This window comes from Anaerolineales bacterium, from assembly GCA_022866145.1.
GTDB lineage: Bacteria > Chloroflexota > Anaerolineae > Anaerolineales > E44-bin32 > PFL42.
In genome coordinates this window covers 1-5321 of sequence record JALHUE010000194.1, presented here as the reverse complement: position 1 = coordinate 5321, position 5321 = coordinate 1, and the positions used below count along the sequence as shown (strand labels likewise).

Sequence of the window (5321 nt, the reverse complement as noted above, 5' to 3'; positions counted from 1 at the left end):
GCGTGCCGTCCATCGGTGCGCACAGCGGCGACGGTCCGGCCATGCCGGGCGTCTGGATCCATTCTACGCAGAACGGCGTCCCGGGCGGCCTTCCAGTCGGCTTACAGGCCGGGCCGAGGTCAACGACCGTCCTCGTCGGACAAGCCTCGCCGGGTAGAATGGCTCTTCCACGCGCGGTTGGGTGGCAGGTTCCTCGTCGTTGCAGGGATGGCCGACGGTGGGATCGCTCTGGCGGGATACGTGTGCGGCGGTGAATGGAGGGACGATGGCCGAGGTGATCGCCTGCCCTGGATGCGGTGCACCCTTGAACCTGGTCCGCGAACAGCCGACGACGCGCTGCCCGTACTGCCGCCACACGATTGATGTCTCTGAGGTGGCGGGCCAGCAACCTCCCCAGCCGCCAAACCTGGTCATCCAGGTGTCCTCCCGATCCCCCGAACGGGCGAGGGGACTGACCTGCCTGATTGTGACGATTGTCGGAGTGATCTCCCTGACCGGGCTGGTCATTGCGCTGGTGGCGGGCGGCATCGGCCTCGGGACGGCGGTGGCCGTCCTGCCCGCCGCCACGGCGCTGTCGGCGCTGCAGGCGGACCTCCCCCAGGCGACGACCATCCCCTCCTTCGGTGGGGAAGGGATCGGGCCCGGGCGGTTCACCGATGCCCGCAGCATTGGCGTCGACGGCGAAGGCCGGATCTATGTGGGCGAGTACCAGGGCGGACGGGTGCAAGTCTTCGACGCCGAGGGCGGCTTCCTGACTCAATGGCATGCCGATCGCGATCGTCCGCTGCGAGGCCTGGCCGTCGGTCGGGACGGAACCGTCTTTCTGGTTCAGGGTGGAACGATTCAGCGCTTCCAGGGTGAGACTGGCGAAGTGCTGCAGCCGGTGGATCACCCGGCGGGCGATGGCTTTGACGATGTGGCCATGACGGCCGACGGCGGCCTGGTCGCCTTTTGGTACGCCGCCGGGCAGGACAATCTGGTGACCTTCGGACGGAGCAGGCAGGTCGAGCTGACCATCCCGGCAGCGGCCAGTGGACCGTCCGGCGAATCGGAGCTGGACCTGCGGGTGGCGGCCGACGGCGAGGGCAACCTGTATGGCCTGGGTACGTTCACCCAGAGTGTGTTCGTCTACTCGCCGGAGGGGCGATTCCTCAACCGCGTGGGCAGTTCCGGCGACGAAACTGGCCAACTGCGAGCGCCGTCCTCGATCGCGGTCGATGACCAGGGGCGCATCTATGTGGGGGACATCGATGGCGTGGAGGTCTTCCATCGGGATGGGCGTCATCTGGGGACGATTGACGTGCAGGGAACTCCGTTCGGCCTGACGTTTGATGCACAGGGCCTGCTGCTGGTTGTGAACGGCACCCGGGTCGCCTGGTATCCTCCCCTGGAGTGATGTCCCGGCCGGGTAGGCCGGTGGGTCTTGCTCTGGCGGACGAGGGGCGGCGGCCTTGGGTGGGGCGATCCTCCGGGGAGCGCCAGATGGGTTCCCGGCCCGGTCTGCGGCCAAGCGGCGGAAGCAGCCTCTCCAGCAAGGCCCCGGAAAAGGCCGCCAATCCAGAGGCGGCCGTCGCGTAACCGTTCGGAAGGGGTTCTACCTACGGCGCAATCACGCTCCGGGAGCTATCCGGCATGGCCGCAACCGCAAGGGTGTCCAGGCGCGAGAAGTGGGCCTACGGCTCAGGCGATCTGGGTTTCAGCCTGACCAACACCATTCTGAGCGTGTACTTCGCCATCTTCTTGACGGAAGTAGTCGGGGTCATGCCGGCCGTTGCCGCCCTGGCGATCTTCATCGGCAGCACGTGGGACTACATCAACGACCCGCTGGTGGGGTACCTGTCGGATCGCACCCGCACGCGCTGGGGACGCCGGCGTCCCTACCTGCTCTTCGGCGCTCTGCCCTTCGCGTTGGCCTTCAGCCTGTTGTGGTGGCGGCCGCCGGTCGAGTCGGTCCCGGCGCTGGCGCTGTACTACGCCCTGGCCTTCGCCCTGTTCGACACCGCCGCCTCCTTCGTCTACATGCCGTTCTACGCCCTGACGCCGGAAATCACCAGCGACTACGATGAGCGAACCTCGCTGACCAGCACCCGCATGTTCTTCTCCATCCTGGGCAGCCTGATCGCCTTCACCCTGCCGCTTTCGATCGTGAACGGGTTCAATCCGGAGCACGCCGGCCGGGTCTGGAGGATGGGTGCCCTCTTCGGTTTGATCTCCGCCCTGCCCCTGTGGGTGGTGTTCTGGGGAACGCGGGAGCGGGAAGAATTCATGCACCAACCGCAATCGGGATTCAGGGAGTCGATCAGGGCCTCCTGGAGAAATCGGCCGTTTGTGTTTGGGCTGATGCTGTTCCTGTTCAATGGCGTGACGATGGCCATTATCCAGGTGAACTTGCTGTACTACGTCAAGTACGTCGTCGAGCGCGAGTCGCAGAGCGACATGATTCTGGGGACGATCTTCGTGGTGGCCCTGGCCGCCCTGCCCCTGTGGGCCTGGATTTCGCGCCATCTGAACAAGCGCTGGGCATACATTATCGGCATCGCTTTTCTGGCCGTGGTGCTGATGGTCCTGGCCTCGCTCAGCCCCGCCACGGGAATGCCGCTGATCATGACCTTGTGCGTTCTGGCCGGGGTCGGGGTCTCGGCGATGCATGTGATGCCCTGGGCGATCATCCCCGATGCAATCGAGTACGGCGAGCTTCAGAGCGGCAAGCGCAATGAGGGCATGTTCTACAGCCTGATCACGCTGGCCCAGAAGGTCGCTTCGTCGCTGGCGGTGCCGGCGGCGCTGCTCATCCTGCAGGCCAGCGGCTATGTCCCCAACAGCGCCGTCCAGCCCGACAGTGCCATCTTCGGGATCCGCATGGTGGCGGGCCCGATCCCGGCCTTGGCGCTGGTGATGGGAATCGTGTTCACCTTGCTGTTTCCGCTCGGCCGCGACAACTACCAGGAGATCAATCGCCAACTGGAAGAGCGCCGCAAAGCGACACCCGAACCGATTCCCGAACCGACGCCCTAGGCCAGCGACTGTGATTGAGGTTCGGCCCGTCCAGAACCGCCACCAGAAGCAGGCCTTCCTCACCTTCCCCTGGCGCCTGTACCGATCCGACCCGCTGTGGGTGCCGCCCCTGCTCTCAGAGCGCACGAAGGCGACCGACCCGGAACGAGGTCTGTTCTTCCAGAACGGCTACGCCGACTTCTTCGCTGCCTACAAGGACGGGCGCATGGCAGGAACGGTGTGCTGTTCGCATGAGAACGGCGGCGAGGCCGGCGAGTGTTCGCTGGGCTTCTTCGAGTGCGTCGAGGACTACGGTGTGGCCGAAGCCCTCTTCCAGCAAGCCGCACGTTGGGCCGGCGACCATGGCTTGACCATGCTCTGCGGGACCTACAACCTGGATCGCGAAGATTGCCGCGGCGTTCTCATTGAGGGCCGCGACCGACCACCTGCCATCCTCTGCGGTCATAATCCCGCCTACTATCCAGCCTTCTTCGAGCGGTTCGGCTTCCGCCAGCGGCACGACGATGGCCTGGCCTACGCTTTCGACATTGATCCGGAGGCTCGCTCCCTCAGGCGCCTGGAGCGACTTGCGGAAGGAGTGCGCCGCCGCAGAGCTTTCTTGATTCGCGGCGCCAAGATGAATGACCTGGAGGGCGAGATCGATCGGATCTGGGTCCTGCAGAACCGGGCCCTGGAGCATCTGCCCGGGTTCGTCCCGTACACCCGGTCATCGGTAGCTGCCATGCTGCTGCCGCTGAAAGACCTGGCCGATCCCGATCTGATCCTGTTCGCCGAAGCCGACGGGAAATCGGTTGGCTGGTTTCCCGCCATCCCGAATTTCAACGAGATCCTCATCCACCTCAACGGTCTCCGTTACCCCTGGGACTATGCCCGCGCCCTGCGCTACCGGCGGCGTCAGCCCAGCAGCCTCTCGGTCAAGAGCGTGGCGGTGCTGCCGGAGTACTGGGATACTGGTGTGGCCGTTCTGCTCTTCGCGGAGATGGCACGCCGGGCCGTTCCCAAGGGCTACCGCTGGGCGGATCTTTCCCTGACCGGAGAGGACAACCCCGACACCGCGATCCTGGCCCATCACGCCGGAGCCAAAATCTACAAACGCTACCGGTTCTACAAGAAGCAGCTGGCATGAGTCCGCAGGCTGGGCAGGGGGTGGCCGCCCTCAAGATGTGGCAGGGCCCATTCGGAGACCTGTGCTCGATCGGCCCTGGTTCTCTCCAGTGTAGGGCGGAGGCGCCAGCGGACCGTCGGGGCTTGGCCAGAGCAGGCTGGCTGACCGTTAACGCTCTTCGTATCGACCGTTGATGCCCCGCTGATGCTCGATGGATAAGCTGTCTGCAATAGACGGGTCAAATATCAGAACTGGAGGCAGGCAGATGATTAGGTACTACATGACGGGGCCGATGACTCACAGAGGCATGGATCGGCCGGTGGGCTTCAATGGTGGTCAGCGCATTCCAATGGACATTCACGCCGACGACGAAAGCTATGTCATCACGGCCGTGACGCCGGGTTTGAAGCCGGAAGACTTGAAGATCGAGATCCTGGGGGACGTCATCACGCTGCGGGGCGAGGTCCGTCCCAGCGAGAAGGACGACAAGGCGGACTACCTGCTTCGTGAGCTGAGCTATGGCGAGTTCCAGCGCACCCTGCAGCTGCCGGAGCCGGTGGACGCCGAGAAGGCTGAAGCCAGCCTCGCCAATGGCGTGCTGACGGTTCGCTTGCCGAGGACCGACGAAGCGCGGCCCAAGCAGATCAAGATCAGCTCAAACTAGCCCAGCCGGCGACGCCTGCTGGCGGGATCATGCGAAGGGGCTGTCCCCAAAGGGGCAGTCCCTTCGGCGTATCGATCTGCAGCGGGGTCATCCCCAAGCGCTCCAACGACCGGCGGGCTGGATTGATTTCCCGCACCGCGGCTTTCAGACTAGAGTAGTGCCATGGAGCACGTCCGCGCTACCTCTACTGATCGGTGGAAGCAAGTTGGGGTCTGCGCGCTGGCCTTCCTGATCAGCGCGGGCGTTCGGCTCCTGGAGGCGCCGCGCTGGGAGGCGCCGATCCACCGGGTCGATGGGGAATACCTGCTGGCGACCCACGACGCGTACGCCTGGGTGTCCGGGGCGGAGTGGGAGGACACCCACGCAGCGGGATCGCCCATGGCACTGCTGCTGGATTCCCTGTCTGGCCTCACCAAGGTCCGGGCCGCCAACCTGGCCTTCTGGCTGCCGGCCGTGCTGGCCGCGCTCAGTGCGATCCCCATCACACTGTGGGCCGCTCACCTGAATGCTACGGCCGGCGCCTCGCTCACCGCAGGG

5 protein-coding genes are annotated in these 5321 nt (G+C 65.2%); all 5 read left to right on the top strand.

Annotation, left to right across the window (positions count from 1 at the left end):
* The first annotated feature begins 265 nt into the window (after nt 1-265).
* Nucleotides 266-1396, top strand: a complete 1131-nt coding sequence (locus MUO23_06250) for an NHL repeat-containing protein (protein ID MCJ7512556.1) — start codon at nt 266-268, stop codon at nt 1394-1396.
* Between the two features lie 236 nt (nt 1397-1632).
* On the top strand, nt 1633-3015 hold the full coding sequence (locus MUO23_06245; protein MCJ7512555.1) for an MFS transporter: 1383 nt from the start codon (nt 1633-1635) through the stop codon (nt 3013-3015).
* Nucleotides 3016-3025: 10 nt separating this feature from the next.
* Nucleotides 3026-4141, top strand: a complete 1116-nt coding sequence (locus tag MUO23_06240) for a hypothetical protein (protein ID MCJ7512554.1) — start codon at nt 3026-3028, stop codon at nt 4139-4141.
* A 244-nt stretch (nt 4142-4385) separates the two neighbouring features.
* Nucleotides 4386-4784 (top strand): Hsp20/alpha crystallin family protein, encoded by a 399-nt coding sequence (locus tag MUO23_06235; GenBank protein ID MCJ7512553.1) that lies wholly within the window; start codon nt 4386-4388, stop codon nt 4782-4784.
* 162 nt (nt 4785-4946) lie between these two features.
* On the top strand, nt 4947-5321 hold a 375-nt coding region (locus tag MUO23_06230), incomplete at its 3' end, for a hypothetical protein (GenBank protein MCJ7512552.1).